Source organism: Pseudomonas sp. NY15435 (assembly GCF_048068295.1).
Classification (GTDB): Bacteria; Pseudomonadota; Gammaproteobacteria; order Pseudomonadales; family Pseudomonadaceae; genus Pseudomonas.
This window is the reverse complement of the sequence record NZ_JBLUQA010000001.1, coordinates 492,568-518,395: the sequence shown is the minus strand read 5'-3', so window position 1 is coordinate 518,395 and position 25,828 is coordinate 492,568. Positions and strand designations below refer to the sequence as shown.

Annotated in this window: 24 protein-coding genes and 2 pseudogenes; 6 read left to right on the top strand and 20 right to left on the bottom strand. The window is 65.6% G+C overall.

What is annotated here, in order from left to right:
* Nucleotides 1–189 precede the first annotated feature (189 nt).
* From ACNFH5_RS02460 to prlC, 5 genes and pseudogenes are all read right to left on the bottom strand, one after another.
* Nucleotides 190–291: pseudogene (locus tag ACNFH5_RS02460) on the bottom strand (hypothetical protein); the annotation flags it as partial.
* Nucleotides 292–293: 2 nt separating this feature from the next.
* A pseudogene (locus tag ACNFH5_RS02455) lies at nucleotides 294–395 on the bottom strand (hypothetical protein); the annotation flags it as partial.
* A 156-nt stretch (nucleotides 396–551) separates the two neighbouring features.
* Nucleotides 552–2,156 (bottom strand): inorganic phosphate transporter, encoded by a 1,605-nt coding sequence (locus ACNFH5_RS02450; RefSeq protein WP_416744382.1) that lies wholly within the window; start codon nucleotides 2,154–2,156, stop codon nucleotides 552–554.
* A 248-nt stretch (nucleotides 2,157–2,404) separates the two neighbouring features.
* Nucleotides 2,405–2,674, bottom strand: a complete 270-nt coding sequence (locus tag ACNFH5_RS02445) for a YheV family putative zinc ribbon protein (protein ID WP_024763727.1) — start codon at nucleotides 2,672–2,674, stop codon at nucleotides 2,405–2,407.
* Nucleotides 2,674–4,719 (bottom strand): oligopeptidase A, encoded by a 2,046-nt coding sequence (gene prlC, locus ACNFH5_RS02440; protein WP_416743961.1) that lies wholly within the window; start codon nucleotides 4,717–4,719, stop codon nucleotides 2,674–2,676. Before prlC ends, ACNFH5_RS02445 begins: the two co-directional genes overlap by 1 nt.
* A 90-nt stretch (nucleotides 4,720–4,809) precedes the next feature.
* On the opposite strand from prlC, the gene ACNFH5_RS02435 reads away from it, so the two are divergent.
* The 3 genes from ACNFH5_RS02435 (at nucleotide 4,810) to ACNFH5_RS02425 (ending at nucleotide 7,533) form a co-directional block, all read left to right on the top strand.
* Entirely contained in the window at nucleotides 4,810–5,352 is a 543-nt protein-coding gene (locus ACNFH5_RS02435) for a gamma carbonic anhydrase family protein (protein WP_416743959.1), read from the top strand.
* 311 nt (nucleotides 5,353–5,663) lie between these two features.
* Nucleotides 5,664–6,803 (top strand): hypothetical protein, encoded by a 1,140-nt coding sequence (locus tag ACNFH5_RS02430; RefSeq protein ID WP_416743957.1) that lies wholly within the window; start codon nucleotides 5,664–5,666, stop codon nucleotides 6,801–6,803.
* Nucleotides 6,804–6,888: 85 nt separating this feature from the next.
* The gene (locus tag ACNFH5_RS02425) at nucleotides 6,889–7,533 is read left to right on the top strand and encodes an HAD family hydrolase (protein WP_416743955.1); all 645 of its coding nucleotides are present in this window, start codon (nucleotides 6,889–6,891) and stop codon (nucleotides 7,531–7,533) included.
* 226 nt (nucleotides 7,534–7,759) lie between these two features.
* Here ACNFH5_RS02425 and argE read toward each other — a convergent pair whose 3' ends face one another.
* From argE to ACNFH5_RS02400, 5 genes are all read right to left on the bottom strand, one after another.
* On the bottom strand, nucleotides 7,760–8,911 hold the full coding sequence (gene argE / locus ACNFH5_RS02420; RefSeq protein ID WP_416743953.1) for an acetylornithine deacetylase: 1,152 nt from the start codon (nucleotides 8,909–8,911) through the stop codon (nucleotides 7,760–7,762).
* 112 nt (nucleotides 8,912–9,023) lie between these two features.
* Nucleotides 9,024–9,698 carry a DUF1028 domain-containing protein gene (locus ACNFH5_RS02415; protein WP_416743951.1) on the bottom strand — a complete coding sequence of 225 codons (675 nt, stop codon included), beginning with the start codon at nucleotides 9,696–9,698 and terminating at the stop codon, nucleotides 9,024–9,026.
* A gap of 192 nt (nucleotides 9,699–9,890) precedes the next feature.
* Nucleotides 9,891–10,301, bottom strand: coding sequence for a RidA family protein (locus ACNFH5_RS02410; protein ID WP_015474916.1), 411 nt, complete (start codon nucleotides 10,299–10,301; stop codon nucleotides 9,891–9,893).
* A 3-nt stretch (nucleotides 10,302–10,304) separates the two neighbouring features.
* Nucleotides 10,305–11,633 (bottom strand): flavin-containing monooxygenase, encoded by a 1,329-nt coding sequence (locus ACNFH5_RS02405; RefSeq protein WP_416743949.1) that lies wholly within the window; start codon nucleotides 11,631–11,633, stop codon nucleotides 10,305–10,307.
* Nucleotides 11,634–12,028: 395 nt separating this feature from the next.
* On the bottom strand, nucleotides 12,029–12,949 hold the full coding sequence (locus tag ACNFH5_RS02400) for a LysR family transcriptional regulator (protein ID WP_416743947.1): 921 nt from the start codon (nucleotides 12,947–12,949) through the stop codon (nucleotides 12,029–12,031).
* A gap of 137 nt (nucleotides 12,950–13,086) precedes the next feature.
* On the opposite strand from ACNFH5_RS02400, the gene ACNFH5_RS02395 reads away from it, so the two are divergent.
* From ACNFH5_RS02395 to ACNFH5_RS02385, 3 genes are all read left to right on the top strand, one after another.
* Nucleotides 13,087–14,433 (top strand): aspartate aminotransferase family protein, encoded by a 1,347-nt coding sequence (locus ACNFH5_RS02395; protein ID WP_205338434.1) that lies wholly within the window; start codon nucleotides 13,087–13,089, stop codon nucleotides 14,431–14,433.
* Entirely contained in the window at nucleotides 14,434–14,742 is a 309-nt protein-coding gene (locus tag ACNFH5_RS02390; protein ID WP_416743945.1) for a cupin domain-containing protein, read from the top strand. It abuts the gene before it with no gap.
* Nucleotides 14,743–14,915: 173 nt separating this feature from the next.
* Nucleotides 14,916–16,412, top strand: coding sequence for a CoA-acylating methylmalonate-semialdehyde dehydrogenase (locus ACNFH5_RS02385; protein WP_024766243.1), 1,497 nt, complete (start codon nucleotides 14,916–14,918; stop codon nucleotides 16,410–16,412).
* 668 nt (nucleotides 16,413–17,080) lie between these two features.
* Here ACNFH5_RS02385 and ACNFH5_RS02380 read toward each other — a convergent pair.
* From ACNFH5_RS02380 to ACNFH5_RS02335, 10 genes are all read right to left on the bottom strand, one after another.
* Nucleotides 17,081–17,506, bottom strand: a complete 426-nt coding sequence (locus ACNFH5_RS02380; protein ID WP_416743942.1) for a GNAT family N-acetyltransferase — start codon at nucleotides 17,504–17,506, stop codon at nucleotides 17,081–17,083.
* Nucleotides 17,507–17,611: 105 nt separating this feature from the next.
* A complete protein-coding gene (locus ACNFH5_RS02375) occupies nucleotides 17,612–17,926 on the bottom strand; it encodes a DUF2845 domain-containing protein (RefSeq protein WP_416743940.1) in 315 nt (104 codons plus the stop codon).
* Between the two features lie 85 nt (nucleotides 17,927–18,011).
* Nucleotides 18,012–18,818, bottom strand: a complete 807-nt coding sequence (locus ACNFH5_RS02370) for an NYN domain-containing protein (protein ID WP_416743938.1) — start codon at nucleotides 18,816–18,818, stop codon at nucleotides 18,012–18,014.
* A gap of 81 nt (nucleotides 18,819–18,899) precedes the next feature.
* Nucleotides 18,900–19,688 carry a biofilm regulation diguanylate cyclase SiaD gene (gene siaD, locus ACNFH5_RS02365; protein ID WP_416743936.1) on the bottom strand — a complete coding sequence of 263 codons (789 nt, stop codon included), beginning with the start codon at nucleotides 19,686–19,688 and terminating at the stop codon, nucleotides 18,900–18,902.
* Nucleotides 19,689–19,693: 5 nt separating this feature from the next.
* Nucleotides 19,694–20,074 (bottom strand): biofilm regulation phosphoprotein SiaC, encoded by a 381-nt coding sequence (gene siaC / locus ACNFH5_RS02360; protein WP_416743934.1) that lies wholly within the window; start codon nucleotides 20,072–20,074, stop codon nucleotides 19,694–19,696.
* Nucleotides 20,075–20,098: 24 nt separating this feature from the next.
* A complete protein-coding gene (siaB, locus tag ACNFH5_RS02355; RefSeq protein WP_416743932.1) occupies nucleotides 20,099–20,641 on the bottom strand; it encodes a biofilm regulation protein kinase SiaB in 543 nt (180 codons plus the stop codon).
* Nucleotides 20,642–20,651: 10 nt separating this feature from the next.
* Nucleotides 20,652–22,640, bottom strand: coding sequence for a biofilm regulation protein phosphatase SiaA (siaA, locus tag ACNFH5_RS02350; RefSeq protein ID WP_416743930.1), 1,989 nt, complete (start codon nucleotides 22,638–22,640; stop codon nucleotides 20,652–20,654).
* A gap of 190 nt (nucleotides 22,641–22,830) precedes the next feature.
* On the bottom strand, nucleotides 22,831–23,886 hold the full coding sequence (locus tag ACNFH5_RS02345; protein WP_416743928.1) for a protein-glutamate methylesterase/protein-glutamine glutaminase: 1,056 nt from the start codon (nucleotides 23,884–23,886) through the stop codon (nucleotides 22,831–22,833).
* A gap of 15 nt (nucleotides 23,887–23,901) precedes the next feature.
* The gene (cheD, locus tag ACNFH5_RS02340) at nucleotides 23,902–24,495 is read right to left on the bottom strand and encodes a chemoreceptor glutamine deamidase CheD (RefSeq protein WP_416743926.1); all 594 of its coding nucleotides are present in this window, start codon (nucleotides 24,493–24,495) and stop codon (nucleotides 23,902–23,904) included.
* Entirely contained in the window at nucleotides 24,495–25,337 is an 843-nt protein-coding gene (locus ACNFH5_RS02335; protein ID WP_416743924.1) for a CheR family methyltransferase, read from the bottom strand. The genes cheD and ACNFH5_RS02335 overlap by 1 nt, the downstream gene beginning before the upstream one ends.
* Between the last annotated feature and the right edge of the window lie 491 nt (nucleotides 25,338–25,828).

The window sequence follows — 25,828 nt, the reverse complement described above, 5'->3', positions numbered from 1 at the left end:
TATATGAATACAGTAATCCACGGAGTTTTCCACAGCCAGCGTTAACTGCTCGGCGGTCGGCGCGGCTCACCGGGCGCGCCGTCTTTATATGAGAGCGGGGTCTTCGTAGGAGCGAGCTTGCTCGCGAACCGCTTGGCTCCCAAGCAGTGCGGAAATTCTGTTCGCGAGCAAGCTCGCTCCTACTGGGTTCTACATCAGTCGGATGAACAGCCAGTAGAGCCCCGCGGCCAGGCCGATGGCCGCCGGCAGCGTCAGTACCCAGGCCAGCAGCATGTTGCGGATGGTCGGCCACGGTCGTACCAGTCGTTATCCACAGGCACCGAGGTGGTCGGCGCGAAACGGTTGTGTGGATTGCTGGCGGTGCCCCGGCCGCGGGGTGGAAGGGAAGTGGTCATGAGCCAGCGTTAACTGCTCGGCGGTCGGCGCGGCTCACCGGCACGCCGTCTTTATATGGGAGCAGGCTCTTTGTAGGAGCGAGCTTGCTCGCGAACCGCTTGGCTCCCAAGCAGTGCGGAAATTCTGTTCGCGAGCAAGCTCGCTCCTACAGGGTTCTACATCAGCCGGATGAACAGCCAGTACAGCCCTGCGGCCAGGCCGATGGCCGCCGGCAGCGTCAGCACCCAGGCCAGCAGCATGTTGCGGATGGTCGGCCACTGCAGCCCGCTGCCGTTCGCCGCCATGGTGCCGGCCACGCCGGAGGAGAGCACCTGGGTCGTCGACACCGGCAACCCGAAGCCATCCGCCGCGCCGATGGTGAGCATCGCCACCAGCTGCGCCGACGCGCCCTGTGCATAAGTCAGAGGGGTCTTGCCGATGCCCTCGCCGACGGTGGTGACAATGCGCCGCCAGCCCACCAGCGTGCCTAGCCCGAGTGCCAGGGCGACCGCGACCTTCACCCACACCGGAATGAAGCGGATGGTGCGATCGGCTTCATGGCGCAGCGCCTGCAGGCTGTTCCAGGCTTCCAGGTCGAAGCGCTGGCCACTGCGGTCCAGCAGGCGGATGGTTTCCAGGCTCAGGTAGAGGTCGTTGCGCAGGTCCTGCACCTCTTCGGCGGGCACGTCGCTCATCTGCCCATGGCGCTTCAGGCGCGCGCCGATATCGCCGATGACGCTGCCCAGCGACGGCAGTAGGTCGGGGTGCACCACCTCGTCTTCCTGGTAACTCAGCAGCGCCTGGCGCGGGTCCGCCGCCGGGCTGCCGCCAGCGCGGTGCAGTTGTTCCTGGCTGGCCTGGGTGAGGGCGATCAGCTGGCGAGTCTGCTCCGGCGAGTGGGCGCGATCCACCGCGAACGCCAGGGGAACGGTTGCGATCAGGATCAGCATGATCAACCCGATACCCTTCTGCCCGTCATTGGAGCCGTGGGCGAAGGAGACGCCGGTACAGGTGAGGATGAGGATGGCGCGAATCCAGCGGGGCGGCGGTGTGCGGCCTTCAGGGGCGTGGAACAGTGTGCGGTTGCGAATGGTCGAGCTCATCACCCGCAGCAGCACGAAGGCGGCGAAGAAGCCCACCACCGGCGAGAGGAACAGTGCGTAGCCCACCGTCGTCAGCTGCGACCAGGCATTGCCTGACAGCCCGATGTGCCCGGCGATGGCGCCGTGGGCCAGGCCGACGCCGACGATGGAGCCGATCAGCGTGTGCGAGGAGGACACCGGCAAGCCCAGCCACCAGGTGCCGAGGTTCCACAGGATCGAGGCGATCAGCAGGGCGAAGATCATCGCCAGCCCGGCGCTGCTGTCCACCTTGAGCAGCAGGTCCAACGGCAGCAGCGAGACGATGGCGAAGGCCACCGCGCCGCTGGAGAAGAGCACACCGAGGAAATTCCACAGCCCCGACCAGGCCACCGCGAAGCGTGGCGGCAGGGCGTTGGTGTAGATCACCGTGGCTACGGCGTTGGCTGTGTCGTGGAAGCCGTTGATGAACTCGAAGCCCAGGGCGATCAGCAGAGCGACCACCAGCACCACCACGGGCCAGCCGGCCTCCAGATGGGTGCCGCTGGCGCGGATATCATGGCCGAGCGCGCCGAAGGTGAACACCAGCGCGGCGGCCAGCAGCAGAAAGAAGGTCAGGCGGCCCTTGAAGCCGTGGGTTTCGCGCAGAACGGGGCTGATCGGGAACTGCGTCAGGCGTGAGGCGCGCATCACCTCCAGCATGCCAAAGCGGTCAAGCACGAGAGGGCTTCCTTCGGGTCGGTTGCGGCATCGGTAGGATTCCTTGCGGCGATGCCCTACAGACTAGCCGGCCGTGGCGATCATGGGCTGGCCGGGCGAGAAGGGCGGAGGGTCATGCTAGGGCAAGGCTGCTTCGACATTCCTTGATGTTGGTGGTGGTGCGCGGCACTTCGGCGCCGCAAGAAGAATGCCCCGGCAAGCCGGGGCATTTTCAGCACAACGTCGCAGTGCTATTCCTGCGGCTTCTTCAGCTTCGGATTGGGGAAGAACTGCACCCCCTGCACCTTCGGGTCCTTGGGCTTTTCCAGCGCGCTGGTGTTGACGCGGGTGGAGAGCTCTTTCGGTACCGACTGGCCCTGGGCGTTAAGCGTATCGGCATAGCCGCAGGCTACGCATTCACGGTGCGGCACGCCGTCGACGTCCCACATGACGATCTTGTCCTGCTCGCTGCAGGCCGGGCAGACGGCCCCGGCGATAAAGCGCTTCTTCACCTCGCTCATCACGCCGCCTCCTCGGAGAGGCCCGAGTGGCGCAGCAGGGCGTCGATGGACGGCTCGCGGCCACGGAAGGCGACGAACAGCGCCATTGGCTCCTGGGAACCGCCCTTGGCCAGGATCGCTTCGCGGAACGCCGCGCCGGTTGCTGGGTTGAGCACACCTTCTTCCTCGAAGCGCGAGAAGGCGTCGGCGGACAGCACTTCAGCCCACTTGTAGCTGTAGTAACCGGCCGCGTAACCGCCGGCGAAGATGTGCGCGAAGCTGTTGGCGAAGCGGTTGTAGGCTGGCGGGCGCATCACCGCGACTTCATCGCGGATCGCCCCGATCACATCGAGCACGCTGCGGCCGTCGCCATGGGTGGCGTGCAGTTCGAAGTCGAACAGGGAGAATTCCAGCTGGCGGACCATCATCAGGCCGGACTGGAAGTTCTTCGCTGCGAGCATCTTCTCCAGCAGGTCCTGGGGCAGCGGCGCGCCAGTTTCGTAATGGCCGGAGATCAGCGCCAGGCCGTCGGGCTCCCAGCACCAGTTCTCCATGAACTGGCTGGGCAGCTCCACGGCGTCCCAAGCCACGCCGTTGATGCCCGAGGCGCCGGCATGTTCGACGCGGGTCAGCAGGTGGTGCAGGCCGTGGCCGAATTCGTGGAACAGGGTGGTGACTTCATCGTGGGTCAGCAGCGCCGGCTTGCCGCCGACCGCCGGGGTGAAGTTGCACACCAGGTACGCCACTGGCGCCTGCAGGTCGCCGCCGGCGGTGCGGCGACGGTCGCGGGCGCCGTCCATCCAGGCGCCGCCACGCTTGTTGGCGCGGGCGTAGAGGTCGAAGTAGAAGCGGCCGACGTGCTGGCCGTTTTCCTCGATCTCGAACAGGCGCACGTCCGGGTGCCAGCGCTCGAAGTCGCTCAGCTCGCGGATCTGGATGCCGTAGAGCTTCTGCACGATGGCGAACAGGCCGGAGAGCACCTTGTCGATCGGGAAGTATTCGCGCAGCGCTTCCTGGGACACGCTGTAGCGCGCTTCGCGCAGCTTCTCGCCGAAGTAGCTGGCATCCCAGCTCGACAGGTTCGCGCAGCCTTGCTCGGCGGCATAGGCCTTGAGCTGCGCAAGATCCTGGGCGGCGAAGGGCTTGCTGCGCACGGCCAGGTCGCGGAGGAAGTTCAGGACCTGCTCCGGGGTCTCGGCCATCTTGGTGGCCAGGGACAGTTCGGCGAAGTTCGCAAAGCCCAGCAGGCGCGACAGCTCCTGGCGCAGGTCGAGGATCTCCTGCATCACCGGGCCGTTGTCGTTCTGCCCGGCGTTCGGGCCCTGATCGGAGGCGCGGGTGCAGTACGCGGCGTAGACCTCTTCGCGCAGGGCGCGGTCTTCGGCGTAGGTCATCACCGCGTAGTAGCTGGGGAATTCCAGGCTGATCAGCCAGCCGTCCAGCTCCTTGGCCTCTGCGGCGGCCTGCATCTGCGCCTTGGCCGAGTCGGTCAGGCCGGCCAGCGCCGCTTCGTCAGTGATGTGCTTGGTCCAGGCCTGGGTGGCGTCCAGCAACTGGTTGGAGAAGCGGCTGCCCAGCTCGGACAGGCGCGTCTGGATTTCGGCGTAGCGCTGTTGCTGCTCGGCCGGCAGGTCGATACCCGACAGACGGAAGTCGCGCAGGGCGTGTTCGAGGATGGTCTTCTGGGCGACGTCGTAGCCTTTCGACTCAGGGCTGCTGGCGAGCGCCTCGTAGGCCTTGAACAGTTCGGAGTTCTGGCCCAGCTCGGTCCAGTAGGCGGACAGCAGCGGCAGGCAGCCTTCGTAGGCGTCGCGCAGTTCGGCGCTGTTGCACACCGCGTTGAGGTGGCTGACCGGGCTCCAGGCCTTGCCCAGGCGGTCATGCAGTTCGTCCATGGCCAGCACCAGGCCGGCCCAGGTCGGGGTGCCGTTCTGCTGGGCGAGGATGCGCGCGATGGCGGCGCGGTTGTCGGCGAGGATCTGCTCGATGGCCGGCTTCACGTGCTCGGGGCGAATGGAGGAGAAGGGCGGCAGGTCGTAGCTCTGCAGAAGAGGATTCGCGCTCACGGTGGCACCTTGGCTGAAGAAACACCCGGCCATCTTAAATACAATCGGCGTCAACCGCAGCTTGAGGCTGATATTAGGAGAGCAGCTATCGTGACGATTCGAACCTATCAGGGCAAAACGCCATCCCTCGGCGAGCGCGTCTTCGTCGATGCCAGTGCCGTGGTCATCGGCGACGTGGAGATTGGCGCGGATAGCTCGGTCTGGCCGCTCGTCGTGATCCGCGGCGACATGCACCGCATCCGCATCGGTGCACGTACCAGCGTGCAGGATGGCAGCGTGCTGCACATCACCCACGCCGGGCCCTTCAACCCGGACGGCTTCCCGCTGACCATCGGCGACGAAGTGACCATCGGCCACAAGGTCCTGCTGCATGGCTGCACCATCGGCAGCCGAATCCTGGTGGGTATGGGCTCCATCGTCATGGACGGCGCGGTGATCGAGGACGAGGTGATCCTCGGCGCCGGCAGCCTGGTGCCACCGGGCAAGGTGCTGGAGAGCGGCTTCCTGTATGTCGGCAGCCCGGTGAAGAAAGCTCGGCCGCTGACTGACAAGGAGCGAGCGTTCTTCAGCTATACGGCCGGGAATTACGTGAAGTTGAAGGATCAGCATATTGCCGAGGGGTTTGCGGGCTGATGCCATGATGGCGGATAACGCCTGCGGCGTTATGCGGCCTACGGTTGTACGTTCCGATTGATTTCATTCGGTTCGGCGGTTCGGCGGTTCGGCGGTTCGGCGGTTCGCGAGCAAGCTCGCTCCTACAGAAAGCCTCGCGCGCTCTAGTAGGAGCGAGCTTGCTCGCGAACCTTGGCCGAACCGCCAGACGGCCCGTCGCGCCAAGCCCCGCGCCCTATACTGAGCCAAGGTGACCGGACGCCAGCGCGTGCCCGGCCGGGTTCAGCAGCGGGCGGCCAGCCATCTCGGCGTCGCCGAGCCGGCGAGCGGCCATGAACAGTCTGTGCTCTCCCAGCGCCACCGTTTCGCCCTGGCTGCGCGGCGGTGTCATCGTCCTGCTCTTGCTGGCGCTGAGCGGTTGCGCCCATCACCCCGCCCAGCCCGTCGCACCGATCACCGAGGCCACCTGGCACCAGGTCGACGCCGACATCGGCGCCGCCTCGCTGGCCGCCACGTCCCAGGCCCGCGCCTACGCCGAAGCAGCCATGCAGCAGTGGATGGACCTGGTCTACCAGCGCACCGACGAGAAATTCATCCCCTGGTTCTCCAGCTACTGGACCCAGCAATGGCTGGGCATGAAGGTCGCCTGGTACAAGATGGGCTCCCACGGTGACCTTGATCCCACTGTCGACAAGCTGGCCGCTTACCTGCAGGAGCAGTACCGAAAGCAGGTACTGGTCCCGGTGGCCAAGCAGATCGACCCTGACTCGGTGATGGAAAAGGCCACCCGGCACTACATCGAACTGCTGACCGTGGCGGTGAAGGAGATCCCCCAGCGCCGCGGCATCCCGCAGAAGGCGTTCGATGAACACCTGATGGGCGTTCCGGCAATCAGCCTCGGCCCGCCGTCCAGTCGTGACGCCTCGCTTTACGACGTGGTGAATGCCAAGGACATCGGCAAGCTGCCGGCCTTCGCCGCCTTGATGCAGGAAGTTCGCACTGCCTCCGGCAAGGCCGGGGCCGGCACCAAGGTCAGCGGGGTTTCACCGGTGGCGCAGCGCACCAGCGCCAAGCTGGTCAACGAACTGAAGAACCGCAGCATCGCCGGCGTGGTAGCGGGCGCGGCGGGCAAGGTCGCCGGTTCGGTCATTTCGGTGGCCTTCACCCTGTTCAGCATGGCAGGCAACGACCACGACCGGCCCGAGGTGGAAACCCAGTTGCGCAAGGAGATCAATGCCGCCTTCGACGAACAGTGGCTGGCGTTGATGCGTGACCCGGAGGGCGGCGTGATGTCCGGTGTCGATCACCTCGGCGCCCGCGTGCAGGCAAGCCTGAGCGGCCGTCTGGCGCAGCCGGAGGACGAGCCGGAAGAGGGCTCAAGCGTGCAGAGCTACGGCGCCGGCGAGGCCGAGCCGGTGAGCGTCAGCGGTGGTTTTCGCGTGCTCAGGCAGGGGCAGGGCTCGGCGCCCTGAGGTGTCGTTCGGCGCTCCGCGCTTCGCGCAGGCGGCCATGCGCAGTATCCTTCCCGCCCGACTTTCGCGGCCGGACGCTGACCTCATGCATTACCAGAACATCCTCTTCGACCTCGACGGCACCCTCACGGACCCGCGCGAGGGCATCACCCGCTCGATCCAGTACGCCCTCGCCCAACTGGGCATCGATGAGCCCGACCTGCGCCAGCTCGAACACTTCATCGGCCCGCCGCTGCTGCAGTGCTTCATGAGTACCTACGACTTCGACGAGGCACGCGCCTGGGAAGCGGTGAACCACTACCGCGTACGCTTCAAGGACACCGGGCTGTACGAGAACAAGGTGTTCGACGGCGTTGCCGAGCTGCTGCGCCTGCTCGGCGGCCAGGGTCGCACGCTGTATATCTGCACCAGCAAGCCGACGGTATTCGCTGCCGAGATCGCCCGGCACTTCGACTTCGCCCGGTACTTCAAGGTGATCTACGGCAGCGAGCTGGACGGCACCCGCACCAACAAGGTCGAGCTGATCGAGCACCTGCTGGGCATCGAGCAGCTGGACCTGGCGCAGACGCTGATGATCGGCGACCGCAAGCACGACCTGATCGGCGCGCACCGCAATGGGCTGTCTGCTGCTGGTGTCGGCTATGGCTTTGGCAGCCGCGAGGAACTGATGGCGGAAGGCCCGGCGCATTACTTCGCGAGCATGGACGAGTTGCGCGCGGCGTTTGCCTGATAGTTCGGTGCTGGGACTGTTCGCGAGCAAGCTCGCTCCTACAAAGAGCGAGCGCACCCTGTAGGAGCGAGCTTGCTCGCGAACCTGACCTGAAGTCCCGAGCCATGGCATGCCCACACCCCAGCCGTCTCCCGGGTGGAAGAGGGGCTTTGGCTCTTGCAGGAGTGGCTGCATCAGCAATCGATTGCCGGCCGCTCCTGCGATACCTGATGCACCGTGCGACGCATCAGGCGCGCAGCCATTGCGCCAGCCGGCCCATCATTTCATCGCACTTGGCCAACTGCTCAAGGCTGACGAACTCGTCCGGCTTGTGGCCCTGGTCCATGCTGCCCGGGCCGCAGACCACGGTTGGGATGCCGGCCTGGTGGAACAGCCCGCCCTCGGTGCCATAGGCGACGGTGGTGAAGTCGCGCGAGCCAGTCAGCTGCGCGATCAGCTCAGCCGCTTGGGCCTGCTGGTCGGTGACCAGCGCCGGATAGGCGGAAATTTCGCTGAAGCGGATATCCGTCTCGGCCTTCACCGCGCGCATCTTCGGCAGCAGCTCGGCCTCGGCGAAGGCGCGCAGGTCATCGGCGACCTGTTGCGGGTCATCGCTGGGCAACGCGCGTACCTCGAAATCGAACTGGCACTCGGCGGGCACGATGTTCAGCGCGCGGCCGCCGCTGATCACGCCAGTCTGCACGGTGGAATAGGGTGGGTCGAAGCGCGGGTCATGGCGCTCGGGAGCGGCCAGGCGGGTGCCGATCTCGCCGAGGCGGCCGATCAGCTTCGCCGCGTATTCGATGGCGTTCACGCCCTGCGGCGCATAGGCCGAGTGGCACGGGGCGCCGTGCACCTGGCAGCGCATGGCGAGCTTGCCCTTGTGGCCGAGCACCGGCTTGAGTTCGGTGGGCTCGCCGATGATGCACAGCATCGGCTTGTGCTCGCGGTGCTCCAGTGCGGCGAGCAGCGAGCGCACACCCAGGCAGCCGACTTCCTCGTCGTAGGAGAAGGCCAGGTGTACCGGCAGGCGCAGCGGTTGGGCAAGGAACGCCGGCACCGCCGCCAGCACGCAGGCGATGTAGCCCTTCATGTCCGCAGTGCCGCGCCCGTAGAGACGACCGTCGCGCTCGGTCAGTTCGAACGGCGGCACCGTCCACGGCTGGCCATCGGTCGGCACCACGTCGGTGTGGCCGGACAGGCACACGCCGCCGCGGTCCTGCGGACCCAGCGTGGCGTAGAGGTTGGCCTTGCCGCCTTCGGCATCGTGGAACAGCTCGCAGGCGATGCCGTGGCCTGCGAGGTAGTCGCGGATGTAGTGGATCAGCGCCAGGTTGGAGTTGCGGCTGACGGTGTCGAAGGCGATCAGGTCGGCGAGGATTTCACGGCTGGAAGGCATGGTCGGGTCCTGCATGAAAGAGCGCTTTTCTGTAGGAGCGAGCTTGCTCGCGAACAGCCTCCGCTGCGGGGCCCAGGTTCGCGAGCAAGCTCGCTCCTACAGGTACATGGCGTTACTCGTCGCCCGGCACACCGTAGCTCGGCGCCTTGGTCGGGTCGAGGGCGCGCACGAGGTAGTCCTCCAGTTGCGGCTTGTAGGCCACCCAGAGTTTCTCCAGCTCATCGATGGGCGCTTCGTCCGCCCAGTCGACGCGCAGGTCGACGATCGGCCAGACGAGGTCGCCGACCACCTTCAGCGCGGCCGAATGCACCGGGCCCGCTTCGCCACCGGCGGCCATCGCTGCCTGCATCGCGGCGAGCAGGCGCTCGGCCAGGCAGCCATTGGCGCCTTCGAACGCTTTGGTCATGGCTTCGATCACCGCCGTGGAGGACAGCAGGTTGCCGGCCGCCACGCAGTTTTCCCCGGCCACGGCGTTGTACACGCCCAGCGCTTCGCTGCCGGTGAACAGCGCGACCTTGCCGTGCTGGTCGATCACCGTCACCTGGCGGTACTGGCTGTAGCCGTTGCTGGAGAGCGCCTTGTCCAGCGCCGCGCCCGGCTCCAGGCCGGCTTCGAGCTGGTCGAGGATCTGCGGGCCGAGGGCCGGCAGGGTGATGTTCTGTGTCGAGACGGCGCCGACGCCAGCGCGTACCCAGGGGCAGCGGGCGCCCACGGCGATGCTCGAGGAGCTGATGGCGATACCCAGTTGTCCGGTTTCGGCGCAGCGGCCGACGATGGAGAAGGTCATGGTGGCTCCTTGCTTGTTCTGGTAGCTGAAACGACAAAGGGCGATGCGGATAATCCGCATCGCCTGCACGCTTGAAAGCGTCACGAGCGACGGCCAGGCAAGGCGGGGTTGGGCGAGAAAAGCGAAGTTTGCTGTAGCAAATGAGCTTTTTCTCGACCGGCCCCAACGCAGCATGGCCTAGCGCAGTAGCTTTCAGTCCGGAATGACCGCGATGACGTCGATCTCCATCAACCACTGCGGCTGGCCGAGGGCCGACACCACCAGGCCGGTGGAGATCGGGAACACGCCCTTCAGCCACTTGCCGACTTCCTGGTACACCGGCTCGCGGTAGCGCGGGTCGATCAGGTAGGTGGTGGTCTTGACGATGTGCGACAGGTCGCTGCCGGCTTCTTCCAGCAGTTGCTTGACGTTCTTCATCGCCTGCTCGGCCTGGGCGCGCGGGTCGCCCAGCCCGACCAGGTTGCCCTCGAAGTCGGTACCGACCTGACCGCGTACGTAAACGGTGTTGCCGGCGCGCACGGCCTGGCAGAGGTCGTTGTCCAGGGTCTGGTTCGGGTAGGTGTCCTTGGTGTTGAACATGCGAATGCGAGTGTGGGTAGGCATCTCTTACTCCCAGGATGCGGCTTTCGGTACGGAGCCTTCGCGCTGCGAGGCATCCTGATATTCGACATAACGGCGTTGGGTGGCGATGTGGCCGGCCACGTGCTTGGCGTCGTGCCATACACCCCAGATGAAGGTGGAGCCGCGACGGGACAGCCATGGCAGGCCGACGAAGTACACGCCCGGCTCGCGGGACACGCCGCGCTGGTGCTTGGGCTTGCCCTTGTCGTCGAAGGCGTCCACCTGCAGCCAGTTGAAGTCCACGGCGTAGCCGGTGGCCCAGATGATGGCGGTGATGCCGGCGTCGGCGAGGTTCAGCTGCTGAATCGGATTGCGGATGCACTCGGCATCGGCGAAGACCTTGCGGGCCTCCGGTTCCAGCGGCAGGTCCAGGCCGTTGCGCTCGATATAGGCGTCGGCGGCGTCGAGCAGGCCGAGGTAGTTGTCATCGCCGGCCTTCAGGTTGGCCACCAGGTCGTCCTGGAAGCTCACCTTGCCGCCTTCGAAGGCCTTGGTCAGGCCGGTCAGGGTGATGCCCTCGTTGGCCAGGCGACGGAAGTCGATGGTCTCGCCGCCACGGGCACCGCTCACGGCGATGGTCACGTGCTCGCGGCCCGGCTGCACTTCCTCGGCGTCCCACAGGCCGAGCACGCCCAGCCACCAGACGAAGTCGCGGTTGCGGTAAGCGCGCGGCGGACGGTCGTGGGCGCCGACGGACAGGTAGGTCTTCTTGCCGGCGCGGTTCAGCTCGTCGGCGATCTGCACGCCGGAAGAGCCGGCACCGATCACCAGCACGGCGCCTTCGGGCAACTGCTGCGGGTTGTAGTACTTGGCCGAGTGGATCTGGTACAGGCCTTCGTCCTTCGGCGCGATGGCCGGGATCACCGGGCGCTGGAACGGGCCGGTGGCGGAGACGATGCGCAGGGCCTGGATCGTGCCTTCGGAGGTTTCCACGGTGAAGCCGGGGCGGCCTTCGTTACGGGTGACCTTCTTTACTTCCACGCCGGTGCGGATCGGCGCGTTGAACTGCTTGGCGTAGGCGACGAAGTAATCCGCCACCTGCTCCTTGTGCGGGAAATCGTCCGGGCCGACCGGGAATTCCATGTTCGGGAAGCGGTCGTGCCAGGCCGGGCCGTTGGCGACCAGCGAGTCCCAGCGACCGGTGCGCCAGGCTTCGGCGATGCGGCTCTTTTCCAGCACGATGTGCGGCACGCCCTGTTGGGTCAGGTGCTCGCTCATGGCGACGCCGGCTTGTCCGGCGCCAACGACCAGCGTGTCGATTTCCAGGTTATCAAGCGACTTCTTGCCGAAGGCGCCTGGATTCAGGTCGGTCATGGCTTGCTTCCTCAGACTCTGATCACGTTTGTTCTTGTTGCGGCTAGCGATGAGGTGTTGGCCGCATTCTGTTCAGAGGCTGTGAATAGCGAAATTATGTTTTTTGTAGTCGCAGGCTAGGGAAAAGCTGCACCCACGCAAACCCCGCGGCCCGCGGGCTGCAGGGGCGGGCTATAGGATTTTTGGTGGCTGGGGCGACAAATTGGATAGGCAGAATGTGGCTTGTGCGGCTTTTCGTAGGAGCGAGCTTGCTCGCGAACAGGGTCCGCTGCGGGGCTGGTTCGCGAGCAAGCTCGCTCCTACAGCAGGAGTCACGCCTGTGCGTTTGTCCGCGATAGGTCCGCATCGCGCCGGATGCCATTGCGGGCGGAGTCCGCTCCTACGAAAGCATCGTCTCAGCGGCTCTGCGCCACCGCTTCGAGGAATCGCTCCAGCACCAGGTTCGGCCGGCGGCCCTTGCGGGTCACCACGGTCAGCGGGATGTCGTAGTGGAAGCGCTCCGGCCGCAGCGGGCGCAGGCGGCCCTGGGCGACCCAGTCGGCGGCGTAGTGGTCGGGCAGGTAGCCGATGTAGCTGCCGGTGAGGATCAGGAAGGCCATGCCCTCGCGGTCCGAGGCCGTGGCGCTGCCCGACAGTTCCTGGTGCCTCTCCTGCGCCTCGGCAGGGATGCGGTAGCTCGGTGCCACTGCGTCGCAGGCGTGGATTTCCTGCACGGTGATGCTCGCGTCGTCGCGCTCGAACAGCGGGTGTTCCTGGCTGCAGAACAGCAGCGAGCGCTCCTCATATAGAGAGGAATACTCCAGCCCCGACAGTGGACTGATGAGCGGCACCACGCCGACATGCAACCGTCCGTCGAGAACCCCGAGCTCGATCTCGTTGGGCGTGGTCATGCCGATGTTGATCCGCACCCCCGGACCGCTGGCCTTCAGCGCGCGCAGGGCGTGGGTGATGCGCATCTGCGGCAGGGTCACCAGGTTGTTGATGATGCCGATGTTCAGCTCGCCGCGCAGGTGCTGGTGCAGCTCGTTGACCTCGGCGCGGAAGCCCTCCAGCGCCGCCAGCAGGGACTGAGTCGCGCGGTACACCTCGCGGCCCTCGTCGGTCAGCGCGAAGCCCGCCCGGCCGCGCTGGCACAGGCGCATCCCCAGGCGCTTCTCCAGGTCGCCCATGTGCAGGCTGATCGCCGAGCGGCTGATGCCCAGCGTGCTCTCGGCGGCCGAGAAGCTGCCGCACTCGACTATGGTTTTGAAGATGCGCAACAGGCGGATCTCGAAGTCGCTGACCTGGCCCAGGGAAGGCGCTCGTTGTTTCGCCATTTTAGTTTTACCAATCCGAAACTGAACGTAAGAAGAATAAGCTTTAACTCACGTTAAGTCAGGCCCAATCTACGAGCATCGCACCAGGCCCGACGCGGCTTGCGCGCCCAACAAGACTGTCTTCGAGGACAAGCTGCATGAACCAGCAAGTGAACGTCACCCCGTCGGTGGCCAGCGAACTGAACCTGAAGGCCCACTGGATGCCCTTCAGCGCCAACCGCAACTTCCATAAAGACCCGCGCATCATCGTCGCCGCCGAAGGCAGCTGGCTGGTGGACGACAAGGGCCGCAAGATCTACGACAGCCTGTCGGGCCTGTGGACCTGCGGCGCCGGTCACTCGCGCAAGGAAATCGCCGACGCGGTCGCCAAGCAGCTGACCACCCTCGACTACTCCCCGGCATTCCAGTACGGCCACCCGCTGTCCTTCAAGCTGGCCGAGAAGATCACCCAGCTGACCCCGGCCGGCCTCGACCACGTGTTCTTCACCGGCTCGGGCTCCGAGTGCGCCGACACCTCCATCAAGATGGCCCGCGCCTACTGGCGTCTGAAAGGCCAGGCGCAGAAGACCAAGCTGATCGGCCGCGCCCGTGGCTACCACGGTGTGAACGTCGCCGGCACCGCCCTGGGCGGCATCGGCGGCAACCGCAAGATGTTCGGCCAGCTGATGGACGTCGACCACCTGCCGCACACCCTGCAGCCGGGCATGGCCTTCACCAAGGGCATGGCCGAGACTGGCGGCGTCGAGCTGGCCAACGAACTGCTGAAGCTGATCGAACTGCATGACGCTTCCAACATCGCCGCCGTCATCGTCGAGCCGATGTCCGGCTCCGCCGGCGTGCTGGTTCCGCCGAAGGGCTACCTGCAACGTCTGCGCGAAATCTGCGACCAGCACAATATCCTGCTGATCTTCGACGAAGTGATCACCGCCTTCGGCCGTATGGGCAAGGCCACCGGCGCCGAGTTCTTCGGCGTGAAGCCGGACATCATGAACGTCGCCAAGCAGGTCACCAACGGCGCCATCCCCATGGGCGCGGTGATCGCCAGCAGCGAAATCTACGACACCTTCATGGGCCAGAACCTGCCGGAATACGCCGTCGAGTTCGGCCATGGCTACACCTACTCCGCACACCCGGTCGCCTGCGCCGCCGGTCTCGCCGCGCTGGACCTGCTGGAAAAAGAGAACCTGATCCAGCAGTCTCTGGAACTGGCTCCGCACTTCGAGAAGGCCCTGCACGGCCTGAAAGGCGCGAAGAACGTCGTCGACATCCGCAACTGCGGCCTGGCCGGCGCCATCCAGATCGGTGCCCGTGACGGCGACGCCATCGTGCGTCCGTTCGAAGCCAGCATGAAGCTGTGGAAAGAAGGCTTCTACGTGCGCTTCGGCGGCGACACCCTGCAGTTCGGCCCGACCTTCAACGCCAAGCCCGAAGACCTGGACCGCCTGTTCAGCGCCGTCGGCGACGCCCTCAACGGGGTGGCGTAAGTGAGCGAACGTCCCAAGGCCGTCCCGACGGTACAGATCGACAACGACAAGGTCCTGGTCACCGAGTGGCGCTTCGCCCCCGGTGCCGAGACCGGCTGGCACCGCCACGGCATGGAGTACGTCGTGGTCCCGGTGACCAACGGCGAGCTGCTGCTGGAAACCCCCGAGGGTGAGCGCCGCGCACCGCTGGTCCTGGGGGTGAGTTACACCCGCCAGATCGGTACCGAGCACAACGTGATCAACCCGTGCGATCACGAAGTGGCGTTCATCGAGATCGAGCTCAAGGACGGTCAGCCGCACGACCACTGAGCGCGCGGGCACGCGAGAAGGCATGCCGCGCCGAGTCACCTTAGAGTGACTGCCGGCGTGCCTTGCAGCCCACGCTTCATACCGAACAATCCCCTCTCCCTTCACGGAGAGGGCTAGGGAGAGGGGCTCCTCGCGAGCCCCGCCCCAATACTTTCAGCGAGAAGAGACTTCCCATGACCACCGTCAAGCACCTGATCGGCGGCGAGATGATCGCCGACACCGGCCGCACCGCCGACGTCTTCAACCCGTCCACCGGCGAAGCCATCCGCAAGGTCCCGCTGGCCAGCCGCGAAACCGTGCAGCAGGCCATCGACGCCGCCAAGGCCGCCTTCCCGGCCTGGCGCAACACCCCGCCGGCCAAGCGCGCCCAGGTGCTGTTCCGCTTCAAGCAACTGCTCGAAGCCAACGAAGCGCGCATCAGCCAGCTGATCAGCGAAGAACACGGCAAGACCCTGGAAGACGCCGCCGGTGAACTCAAGCGCGGCATCGAGAACGTCGAGTACGCCAGCGCCGCCCCGGAAATCCTCAAGGGCGAATACAGCCGCAACGTCGGCCCGAACATCGACGCCTGGAGCGACTTCCAGCCGATCGGCGTGGTCGCCGGCATCACCCCGTTCAACTTCCCGGCCATGGTGCCCCTGTGGATGTACCCGCTGGCCATCGCCTGCGGCAACACCTTCATCCTCAAGCCGTCCGAGCGTGACCCGAGCTCCACCCTGCTGATCGCCGAACTCTTCGAAGAAGCCGGCCTGCCCAAGGGCGTGCTGAACGTGGTGCACGGCGACAAGACCGCCGTGGACGCGCTGATCGAGGCCCCGGAAGTCAAAGCCCTGAGCTTCGTTGGTTCGACCCCGATCGCCGAGTACATCTATTCCGAAGGTACCAAGCGCGGCAAGCGTGTGCAGGCCCTGGGCGGCGCCAAGAACCACGCCGTGCTGATGCCCGACTGCGACCTGGACAACGCCGTCAGCGCCCTGATGGGTGCGGCCTACGGCTCCTGCGGCGAGCGCTGCATGGCCATCTCCGTCGCCGTGTGCGTGGGCGACCAGATCGGCGACGCGCTGGTCGAGAAGATCGTTCCGCAGATCAAGGCCCTGAAGATCGGTGCCGGCACCTCCTGCGGCCTGGACATGGGCCCGCTGGTCACCGGCGCTGCCCAGCAGAAAGTCACCGGCTACATCGATGCCGGCGTCGAGCAGGGCGCCCAGTTGCTGGTCGACGGCCGCAACTACAAGGTCGCCGGTCACGAGAATGGCTTCTTCGTCGGTGGCACCCTGTTCGACAAGGTGACCCCGGACATGACCATCTACCAGGAAGAAATCTTCGGCCCGGTGCTGTGCATCGTGCGCGTGAACAGCCTGGAAGAAGCCATGCAGCTGATCAACGACCACGAATACGGCAACGGCACCTGCATCTTCACCCGTGACGGTGAGGCTGCCCGCCTGTTCTGCGACGAGATCGAAGTCGGCATGGTCGGCGTCAACGTACCGCTGCCGGTCCCGGTGGCCTACCACAGCTTCGGCGGCTGGAAGCGTTCGCTGTTCGGCGACCTGCACGCCTACGGCCCGGATGGCGTGCGCTTCTACACCAAGCGCAAGGCCATCACCCAGCGCTGGCCGCAGCGCAAGTCGCACGAAGCGGCGCAGTTCGCCTTCCCCAGCAATGGCTGATGGTGAGTAAGCGGTAAGAAAAAGGCCGGTCAGTTGACCGGCCTTTTTCATTTCCAGGAGGTTGGGCCATCACCTCACCTTTCCGGCGCCGCGTCGGTATGCGCGTGGGCTTCCTGTTTCGCCCCTTCGGGCGACCTCCTTTGGCAAACGACGGATGGCCGCCCCACCCAAAGGAGGCAAAGGTCTTGCCCCTTCATCCGGTTTCGCTTAGGCGAAAAATTCCTCCGTTGAATCGAAGTTTCAGGGGCACGCGCTGACGGGCCATCCCTGGCCCGACAGCGCTCTCGCGGCATCCATACCGCTCAACCCCTGAAGCTCCAATTCAACGGGGCCTCCTGAATGGGGCGGTTCGGAGTGTGCGGGTGTTCTTCTGGAAATCTTCAAGAGCCGGAGCGGGTTATCCGCCGCCAAAGTTTTCTGCCGGTGGGTCCGTACCCGCGCCGCCCCCTCATCCCAACCCTCTCCCCAAGGAGAGGGAGCCGTCTGTGCCGGCTGGCGCTGAGGTTTTATCCTGCTCCAGACGGTCCCCTCTCCCGCGAGCGGGAGAGGGTTAGGGTGAGGGGCTCTTGATCTTGTAGGAGCGGACTCTGTCCGCGATTGGCCAGGCGAGATTTGCGTTGGGCGGGTTCGCGAGCAAGCTCGCTCCTACAAGGAATTGCGAGCGGGAATCAGCCGAGGTGCTTCTTCAGGTAGATGCGCTGATGCCCCGGCGGGCAGTCTTCGAGGACGCCCATGCGCTCGAAGCCCTGTTTCTCGTAGAAGCCGGGGGCCTGGAAGCTGTAGGTGTAGAGGAACAGGCCGACGCAGCCGCGGCGGCGGGCTTCGTCCTCGGCCAGGGCGATGAGCTGGCTGCCCAGGCCGCTGCCGCGCTGGTCGTCCTGCAGCCAGAGGTAATCGATGTAGAGCCAGCCCATGCCGGATTGGCCAAACATGCCGCCCACCACTTCGCCGTCTTCGCTACGGGCGTAGAGCTCGAAGTCGTCGTAGGTGTTGCTGCGGCCCATCTGCCCGAGGTTGTAGGCGAGCAGGCCCTTGACCACGACGTCGCGGGCTTGTGGGTCGATGCCGAGGGTGAAGTTGAAGGTGGTTTGCATGGTGCCCTCCGGATTGGCGAAGGCGACCAGTCTAGGGAGATGCCGCTGCCATGGGTAGGCGTCTTTGGTAGCGGCGGGCGTGCAGGGATTTTCAGCGCGGCGCGCTTAGAGCAATTCTTTGCGAGTGGTGTTGATCAGCTGGAGCTGCGTGTCGCGGAAGAACAGGTAGCGATAGGCGCCATTGCTGGGGCCGTACATCCAGGTTTCCAATTGCGGCCGCCCGGGGATGAACTTCCCGTCCGGCCCACGACGCGGTTTTGTGGGCGGCGTGACGACACGCTTGTCCGGCTGCCCGCACTTGGCGAGCACCTCGTCCATCGGGTCGCCTTCGTTGATCAGGCTGGTGCCGCAGCGCAGGGTGCCGGCGTGCACGCCTGTCGCAGCAAGGAGGGCCAGCAGGGGGATCAGCAGGTAGCGCATGAGTCGACTCCGCAATAATGCTCACACCCGACTTTAACCGTCAGGCGCGGAGGGGGCGTTGAGCAGGAGCAGTGTCGTGATGCTCTCAGCGCGCGGCGCTCACATTGCGTACGTAAAGGTCCTTGCCGCCGGTACCACTGGTGCCGCGTGCCTGCAGCTCGAAGCGCTTGGGGTGGCCCTTGATCAGGTCGCTGAGTTTCTTGAAGCCGTAAAGGCGCGGATCGAAGGCAGGCTGCAGCTTGCTGATGTTCTGCCCGAGGGCGCCCAGTTGGACCCAGTCGTCATCGTCGCCATCGATGTCATCGAGCACTTTGGCGATGAAGTCCAGTGGGACCTTCTGCGACTTGGGTTTGGCGGCGGGCTTGGGCGTGTCGTTGGCGCTCGGTGCTGAGTTCTTGTCGGTGACGGGCACCGGTTCGACGGTCGCTTCAGGCGCTGCGCGGAGGATTTCGGTGTAGATGAACTTGTCGCAGGCGGAAACGAACGGCTTGGGCGTCTTCTCCTCGCCGAAGCCGTAAACGGTCAGCCCTTCCTCGCGCAGGCGCGCGGCCAGGCGGGTGAAGTCGCTGTCGCTGGAGACCAGGCAGAAGCCGTCGAAGCGACGGGTGTAGAGCAGGTCCATGGCGTCGATGATCAGCGCGCTGTCGGTGGCGTTCTTGCCGCTGGTGTAGGCGAACTGCTGCATGGGCTGGATGGAGTGGTCCAGCAATACCTGCTTCCACTTGCCCAGGTTGGGCTTGGTCCAGTCACCGTAGATGCGTTTGACGCTGGCGACGCCGTACTTGGCGATCTCCTCGAACAGGCCTTCGACAATGGCGGCGGGCGCGTTATCGGCGTCGATCAGGACGGCGAGATGGGTCTGCTGGCGTGGAGTGGAGGTTTTGGTGGCCATGCTGCGTCCTTTCCAGGTGTTCCAGGGACCTTAATCGGATTGGCCGGGAGATGCCACTTGCGTGGGCGCGCCGGTGCGGAGTCAGGCCGTGGCGAACTCGCACTTGTCGCGCCCGCTGCGCTTGGCGTCGAGCAGGGCGGCGTCGGCGCGGCTGAGGGTCTGCGAGTAGCTCTCGCCCGGATGATGCTCGGCGACGCCGAAGCTGGCGGTGACGGAAAGCGCGTTGGTGCCCACGCGCACGGCCAGGCAGCGGATGTCGTTGCGTACGCGCTCGATGATCGCGGCGGCATCGTTCAGGCGGGTGTCGGGGAGGATCAGCAGGAATTCCTCACCGCCCCAGCGGCCGCAAAGGTCGTACTGGCGCAGGGCCGACTCCATCGCGCGGCCGATTTCCACCAGCACGCGGTCGCCGACCTCGTGGCCCCAGGTGTCGTTGACCTGCTTGAAGCGGTCAACGTCGAGCATGGCCAGCACGTAGGACTCGCCGTGGCGCTGGGCGCGTTCGCTTTCCTCGCGCAGGCGCTCCATCAGCAGGCGGCGGTTGGCGATGCCGGTGAGGGTGTCGTGGGTCGAGGCTTCCTTCAGCGCGACGTTGAGGTCGCGCATCATGTCCTGGTAGCGGTCGGAGATGCGCGCGACCTTTTCCAGCTGGCGCAACTGCTTGTGGTATCGCTCGGACAGCGTGCTGTTCTGCTGCCGGGCCATGGACTGGAAGCCGTCGGAAATCCGCGCGATGCGCTCCAGGCGCGCGAGCTGGTCGAGGGATTGCTGGTGCTTCTGGTACAGGGCCTCGCGCAGAGGGTGCCCTTCGTACTGTGGGTCGGCCAGCAGGTCTTCGATCAGCAGGTCCAGCTCGCGCTCGCTAGTCATGGCTCTTACTCGTCGTAGGCTTGGATGACGAACGGGAAGGTACAGTCCTCGCGGAATTCCTCGGCCAGCTCGGCGACGCGCTCGTTGCGTCGGTCGTAGTGCCAGGCGACGCTGGCGCTGCGACCTTCGCGGTGGGCTTCTTCGAGCAGGTCGAAGATGTCCATCATGGCCTTGATCGAGCTGGTGTTGAGGTACAGCAGGCGCAGGTCGAGTTCCAACGGGCGCTGTTCCTGGGTGAGGAAGCGTTCGACCCATTCGATGACCTGGCCGAACAGCTCAAAGGAATTCTCCGGGTAGGAGTCGCCCTGCATCGCGAGGATGCCGGCCTGCCAGTCGCCGTGGATCTGTGGGGTGGATTGGGTACCGTTGACGTGGAGATCGCTCATGTCGGGTCTTCCTGAATTCGCAAATCAGATCACGGCGCGCAGGCTGAAGAAGGCGCGGCCGTCGGGTTGTTCGGTGAGGGAGGTCTTGAGCGGCGCGCTGGACTTGCGGGCGATGTCCAGCAGGCCAAGGCCCGCTCCGGTGGAAGCTTCCGCGTCGCGCGGGCGGCGCAGCTGCTCCTTGTAGGCCGCCTTGAGCTGGGCCTTGTCCAACCCGGCGATGGCTTCGATGCTGCGCACCAGGCCCTGGCCGTCGGCCAGCTCTACCAGGTTGCCGGCGGAGACCACGTAGTGGCCTTCGTCATCGCGGGCGATCGCCACGGTGGCTGAGGCCTCCTGGTCGTTGTAGCCGCGCTGGGTGGCGTAGTGGCGGATGTTCTGGGTCATCTCGATGTAGACGGCGAACACGTCCATCGCTTCGCTGGGATGCGCCTGCTCGGCTTGCAGGTAGTTGCGCAGCGCGTGGCCGATTTCCTCGATCAGGCTGCGCGAAATGGGCCCGTTGAAGCAGAGCAATATGCGTTGCCGGGTGAAGCTCTCGCGCATGGCCAACAGATCTAGCGATTCCATGGATTAACCCCTAGTCGAAGCGGAAAGAGAGAATGGTGATGTCGTCGCGCTGCGGCTGCTCGCCCTGGTACTGGGCGAGGGTAGCGGCAAACACGTCGGCCTGCTCGGCCAGCGGACGGCGCGCGTGGTTGCGCAGCAGGTCGGCGAAGCGGCTGTTGCCGAAGCCGAAGCCGTGCTCGCCGCCGGCCTGATCGAGGAAGCCGTCGGTGCACAGGTAATAGGTCCAGCCGGCTTCCATCGGGATTTCAACGTCCTGATAGTCGCCCTGGCGCTTGTCGCCGATGGCGCGGCGCGCGCCCTTGTATTCGCGCACGTCGTTGCCGTCGCTGGCGAACAGGGAAATCTTCGCGCCGGAGAAGTGCAGCAGCTTGCGCTGGTGGTCGACGCGCACCAGGCCCGCGTCCATGTTGGTGGCCAGCGAGTGGGTGAATTCCTCCTGGCCGAGCATGCCGCGCATCACGTGGTCGGTCTCGCGCAGGATGGCGGCCGGGTCGTGGCTCCTCACGCTGTCGATGGCGTGGTCGATGGCGGCCAGGGCGAGCATGGTCATCAGCGCGCCAGGCACGCCGTGGCCGGCGCAGTCGACCACGCCAATCAGGCTGTCGACGGGGCCTTCGCGGTAGATGTAGAAGTCGCCGCCGACCACGTCGCGCGGTTTCCACAGGACGAAGTGGTGCTCGCCCAGGGATGCCTGCAGCTGGCGGTCGGGAAGGATCGCGCGCTGGATCAGGCTGGCGTAGTCGATGGAGTCGCCGATCTTCTTCTGCGCGGCGGCCATTTCGCGGTTGGCCGCTTCGAGGGCCTGGGTGCGCTGCTGGACCTTGTCTTCGAGCTCTTCGGTGTGTCGGCGGACCTGGTCGGCCATGCTGGCGAAGGCGCTGGAGAGTTCGCCGATCTCGTCCGGGCGGGTGCGCGGCAGCGGGCTGTCGTACTGCCCGGCGGCAATCGCCTTGGCCGACTGCTTGAGGCCGCGCAGCGGGCGCAGTACCAGCAGGTCGACGGTGTAGGCGAAGCCGATCAGCAGGATCGCCAGCAGCCCGGCGAGGGTGCCCGCCAGCGGCCAGATCCAGCGGCTGTCGAGGACCTGGGCGGCATGCAGGTCGATGGCGCTGAGCACGTGCCAGCGCAGTTGCGGGATATAGGCGGTGGCCAGGAGCTGTTCCTTGCCGTCGATGGTGACCCACATCGTCTCGACTTCGCCTGGGTTGGCTTCGGCCTGGCGCAGGGTCTGGCGTAGCGCGGTGCGCTCCTGGTCATTGCCCAGCAGGTCGTAGACGTGGTGCTTGGCCTGGCCGCTGGAGCCTGAGTTGTAGGCGATCAGCCGGGTGTCCGGATGCGCCTGGATGGCGCCCTCGGGGTCGACGATCATCGGTGTCACCCCGGCCTCGCGCCGCGAGATGAACTGGTCGAGGAACTCGGTAAGGTCGAGGCCGCCGCCGGCCAGGCCGACTTTTTCGTTGCCGGCGCGCACCACCATGTTGAACCAGACCTTGGTGACCTTGAGCTTCTCGTTGTAGTCGACGTTGATGTTGTACGGCTCGTCGCGCGCGAGGGTGTCGAAGTACCAGGAGTCCTTGGGGTCGTCCCGGCTCAGGGTGTAGCGCGGGGAGTTGGAGAGCGGCGAGCTGGAGTCGTTGAAGTAGTAGTGGCGCGAGGCGTCCACCACGACGAAGTAGGAGTAGTTGTGCTGGTCCGCGCGGAAGCCTTCGGCTTCACGGAAGAACAGCGAACGGCGCGCCGGGTCGTTCTCGGCCAGCAGCCAGTCCTGCGTCACCACGGACTCGGCGAGGCGCCGCGACAGCGCCAGCTCGCGGATCACCGGTGCGATGATCTTCTGCTGGTTGAGCAGCGTGAAGTTTCTCGCGAAGGCGAGGCCGAAATGCGTGCGGATGTCCTCCATGGCCTTCCAGCCCAGCATCACTGCCGGTACCAGCGCCAGGAGACAGGCGATGAGCAGTGCCACCACCGATTTGCCGCGCAACCCCCATCTTGCCGCCATGGCTATCTTTATTCCCCGTGTCGCCCGCCGTGTGCCGGTCTTTTGGCGAAAGCTCAATTGTGCATTTTGTATACGGGCACAATCAAACCAAATTGATATCGAATCGCCATATTATTGGCGCCGGTCAATTGGCCTGAGTCTAGACTCTGTGTGAAAAGTCGCGCAGCGGTGCGGGATGATTCCCTCATAACTAGACACGGTTCCCACTTCCGCTCTGGCGTGCCTGCTGTAGGAGCGAGCCAGCTATGCGCTCCAGCGGGAGGATTTCCTTGGCCGCGCCCAACTCGACCGCTTCGCGCGGCATGCCGTAGACCACACAGGTGGCTTCGTCCTGGGCGACGGTATGGCCGCCGGCCTGGCGGATTGCCTGCAAGCCGCGGGCCCCATCCTTGCCCATGCCGGTGAGCAGTGCGGCAATGAGATTGCGCCCGGCACAGCGGGCAAGGGAGTTGAACATCACGTCCACCGCCGGGCGGTGGCCGTTCACCGCTGCCTCGCGGTGCAGGCGCACGACATAGTTGGCGCCGCTGCGCTGCACTTCCATGTGGTAATCGCCGGGGGCGAGCAGAACGTGGCCGGGGAGGATGCGGTCGCCGTCGCGGGCTTCGCGCACGGACAGGCGCGTCTGACGGTCGAGCCGATCGGCGTAGGACTTGGTGAAACCCGGCGGCATGTGCAGGGTGACGACGGTACCGGGGGAATCCGGCGGCAGGCCCAGCAGGACTTCCTTGATCGCCTCGGTGCCGCCGGTGGAGGCGCCGATGGCAAAGATCTTTTCGGTGCTCAGCAGCGGCGCGCTGCTCGTTGCCGGTGCGCCGGCGGAGGTGGCGGGGCGGGCGCGGGGCAATCGGGCACGCGCGGCGGTCTTGAGCTTGGCGCAGATTTCCTCGGCGTAGGCCTGCATGCCTTCGGCAATCCCCAGACGCGGCTTGGCGATGAAGTCGATGGCGCCCAGTTCCAGGGCGCGCAGGGTGGCTTCGGAGCCTTTCTCGGTCAGCGAGGAGATCATCAGCACCGGCGTCGGCCGGCCCTTCATCAGCTTGTCGAGGAAGGTCAGGCCATCCATGCGCGGCATCTCGACGTCGAGGGTGATGACGTCCGGCGCGTGCTGCTTGATCAGGTCGCGGGCGACGAAAGCGTCGGGCGCGGCGCCCACCAGTTGCAGCTCCGGATCGTTCTGGATGATGTCCTTGAGCAGGCTGCGAATCAGCGCCGAGTCGTCGACGATCAGGACCTTGACGGCCATCGGGCGTCCCTCCGTTCAGAACAGGTCGATGCTCCCGCCGCGCTCCCGGCGGGACAGTTGCTGGCAGTACTGCTGCTCGCGCTGCAGCACCGTGTCGTTGGCCAGGGTGCGCAACTTGCGCACCAGCACCCGGCCGCTGCCGGGGAAGAAGTAGACCTTGCGCGGGTACACGTCGAGCAGGTCCTGGGCGGCCAGCGGGATGCCCTCATCGTCCAGGTACTGCAGGACGAATTCGACGTTGCGCTGGCCGACGTCGGCGCTGAGGTTCTTCAGAACCGAGCCACCGCCGAACACCTTGGCCTCGAAGTGCCGGCGCTGGCCGCCGCGGCGCATCAGGCCGTTGATCAGCAGGTCCATGGCGTGCACGCCGTAGCGCCCGGAATTGGACATCAGGCCCTGTACGCCGGTGTCGCCGGGCAGCATGAAGTGGTTCATGCCGCCCAGCCCGCTGCTGCGGTCGCGCAGACACACCGAGACGCAGGAGCCCAGCACGGTAACCAGCATCACCGGCTCGGCGGTGACGTAGCACTCGCCGGGCAGCAACTTCACCGCTTCCATGCCGAAGCGCGGGTCGTAGTAGCGATTGGGTTGGTCCAGGGCTGCGCCCATCAGTGATTCCCCACCGCCTGGTAGGTGGTGCGGCCTACCGAACGAACCAGGTGGTTGGCGTGGACGAAGTTTTCCGAGTGCCCGGCGAAGAACAGCCCGCCGGGCCGCAGCAGGCGCACCATGCGTTCGAGCAGCCGGGTCTGGGTCGGCTTGTCGAAATAGATCATCACGTTGCGGCAGAAGATCGCGTCCAGGCTGCCGGGGATGCCCCAGTCACGGTCGAGCAGGTTGATCTGCCGGTAGTCGATCATCTGCCGCAGCTCGCGCACCACCCGTGCCTTGCCGGCGTTGCCGCCGGTGCCACGGAGGAAGAAACGCTTCTTCTGCGCGGGGCTCAGCGCTTCGATGCGCTCCAGCGGGTAGATGCCCTGGCGCGCCTGGCCGAGCACGCCGGTGTCGATGTCCGAGGCGATCAGCTCCACGGGCGGGGCGAAGCTGCCCAGTGCGTCCACCAGGGTCATGGCCATGGAGTAGGGCTCCTCGCCGGTGCTCGAGGCGGTGGACCAGAAGCGCAGCGGCTGGTGGTCCTGCAACTGTTCGGCAGCGAAGCGGCCGAGGTGGTCGAAATGGTGCTTCTCGCGGAAGAAGGCGGTGAGGTTGGTGGTCAGTGCGTTGACGAATTGCTGCCACTCTTCCTCGTGGGCCTCCAGGTAGGCGAAGTACTCGGCGAAGCTGCCCAGGCGCAGGCTGCGCAGGCGCCGAGACAGGCGGCTGTAGACCAGCTGCTGCTTGTTTTCCGAGAGGCTGATGCCGGCATGCCGATACAAGCGCTCACGTACCTGCTGGAAGTCCCGGCGGGTGTAGTGGAATTCGTGCTCGGGGGCGGGCAGGTTGATCGACATCGGGTTGTCTCGGTGGTGAGCGGGTTGCGTAGGGCGGATAACGCTTGTGGTGTTATGCGCCCTACCACATTCGGTGGTTCGGGAAACTTCTGCGCGGGGTCTTACCCTCTCCCCCGCCCTCTCCCTGAAGGGAGAGGGAGCCGTTCGACGTTGCCGGGATCGACGGTGCTCCGCTTGATGCCATACGGTCTTTCTTCCTGAAGGCAGAGGGAGCCGCTCGGCGTTGCCGGGATCGACGGTGCTCCGCTTGATGCCATACGGTTCCTCTTCCTGAAGGGAGAGGGAGTCGTTCGGCGTTGCCGGGATCTAGGGTGCTCTGCTTGATGCCATACGGTTCCTCTTCCTGAAGGCAGAGGGAGTCGTTCGGCGTTGCCGGGATCGACGGTGCTCCGCTTGATGCCATACGGTTCCTCTTCCTGAAGGGAGAGGGAGCCGTTCGGCGTTGCCGGGATCGACGGTGCTCCGCTTGATGCCATACGGTCTTTCTTCCT

Bases quoted from the DNA above. Each gene is read 5' to 3' on its own strand.
- ACNFH5_RS02450 (WP_416744382.1), bottom strand. From the start codon at position 2,156: ATGCTGGAGGTGATGCGCGCCTCACGCCTGACGCAGTTCCCGATCAGC.
- ACNFH5_RS02445 (WP_024763727.1), bottom strand. From the start codon at position 2,674: ATGAGCGAGGTGAAGAAGCGCTTTATCGCCGGGGCCGTCTGCCCGGCC.
- ACNFH5_RS02430 (WP_416743957.1), top strand. From the start codon at position 5,664: ATGAACAGTCTGTGCTCTCCCAGCGCCACCGTTTCGCCCTGGCTGCGC.
- ACNFH5_RS02425 (WP_416743955.1), top strand. From the start codon at position 6,889: ATGCATTACCAGAACATCCTCTTCGACCTCGACGGCACCCTCACGGAC.
- argE (WP_416743953.1), bottom strand. From the start codon at position 8,911: ATGCCTTCCAGCCGTGAAATCCTCGCCGACCTGATCGCCTTCGACACC.
- ACNFH5_RS02415 (WP_416743951.1), bottom strand. From the start codon at position 9,698: ATGACCTTCTCCATCGTCGGCCGCTGCGCCGAAACCGGACAACTGGGT.
- ACNFH5_RS02410 (WP_015474916.1), bottom strand. From the start codon at position 10,301: ATGCCTACCCACACTCGCATTCGCATGTTCAACACCAAGGACACCTAC.
- ACNFH5_RS02405 (WP_416743949.1), bottom strand. From the start codon at position 11,633: ATGACCGACCTGAATCCAGGCGCCTTCGGCAAGAAGTCGCTTGATAAC.
- ACNFH5_RS02400 (WP_416743947.1), bottom strand. From the start codon at position 12,949: ATGGCGAAACAACGAGCGCCTTCCCTGGGCCAGGTCAGCGACTTCGAG.
- ACNFH5_RS02395 (WP_205338434.1), top strand. From the start codon at position 13,087: ATGAACCAGCAAGTGAACGTCACCCCGTCGGTGGCCAGCGAACTGAAC.
- ACNFH5_RS02385 (WP_024766243.1), top strand. From the start codon at position 14,916: ATGACCACCGTCAAGCACCTGATCGGCGGCGAGATGATCGCCGACACC.
- ACNFH5_RS02380 (WP_416743942.1), bottom strand. From the start codon at position 17,506: ATGCAAACCACCTTCAACTTCACCCTCGGCATCGACCCACAAGCCCGC.
- ACNFH5_RS02375 (WP_416743940.1), bottom strand. From the start codon at position 17,926: ATGCGCTACCTGCTGATCCCCCTGCTGGCCCTCCTTGCTGCGACAGGC.
- ACNFH5_RS02370 (WP_416743938.1), bottom strand. From the start codon at position 18,818: ATGGCCACCAAAACCTCCACTCCACGCCAGCAGACCCATCTCGCCGTC.
- siaD (WP_416743936.1), bottom strand. From the start codon at position 19,688: ATGACTAGCGAGCGCGAGCTGGACCTGCTGATCGAAGACCTGCTGGCC.
- siaC (WP_416743934.1), bottom strand. From the start codon at position 20,074: ATGAGCGATCTCCACGTCAACGGTACCCAATCCACCCCACAGATCCAC.
- siaB (WP_416743932.1), bottom strand. From the start codon at position 20,641: ATGGAATCGCTAGATCTGTTGGCCATGCGCGAGAGCTTCACCCGGCAA.
- siaA (WP_416743930.1), bottom strand. From the start codon at position 22,640: ATGGCGGCAAGATGGGGGTTGCGCGGCAAATCGGTGGTGGCACTGCTC.
- ACNFH5_RS02345 (WP_416743928.1), bottom strand. From the start codon at position 23,886: ATGGCCGTCAAGGTCCTGATCGTCGACGACTCGGCGCTGATTCGCAGC.
- cheD (WP_416743926.1), bottom strand. From the start codon at position 24,495: ATGGGCGCAGCCCTGGACCAACCCAATCGCTACTACGACCCGCGCTTC.
- ACNFH5_RS02335 (WP_416743924.1), bottom strand. From the start codon at position 25,337: ATGTCGATCAACCTGCCCGCCCCCGAGCACGAATTCCACTACACCCGC.